1 protein-coding gene is annotated in these 280 nt (G+C 63.2%); it reads right to left on the reverse strand.

The genetic code is table 11. The features are described from left to right. Positions 1 to 62 precede the first annotated feature (62 nt). Positions 63 to 280 (reverse strand): hypothetical protein (locus EN852_RS41620; RefSeq protein WP_210238347.1); only part of this gene is annotated, 218 nt, incomplete at its 5' end.

Here is a 280-nt window from a genome sequence, read left to right on the forward strand (position 1 = left end):
GTCGACTTGAACGACAGCGGGCGCCGCAGCGATGCGGCGCCCTTTTTGTTTGCGTGTATCGCTCAAGCCACCGTCGAGGTGCCGAACTTCTTGATGCCGGCGACCGACATCGAGACGAACTGGTCGAGGATGGTGAAGAAGATGTCCAGGCTGAAGCCGAACAGGAAAGCGAAGGTGAACAGGCTGAAGCCTATGCCGGTGACCTCGCCGCCGAGCTTGGTGCCCGGCGCCATGAACCAGGCCAGGATCATGCCGGCCAGCGCGCCGAGCGCGATGCGGT

Source organism: Mesorhizobium sp. M2E.F.Ca.ET.209.01.1.1 (assembly GCF_004010375.2).
In the GTDB taxonomy this organism is placed as follows: Bacteria; Pseudomonadota; Alphaproteobacteria; order Rhizobiales; family Rhizobiaceae; genus Mesorhizobium.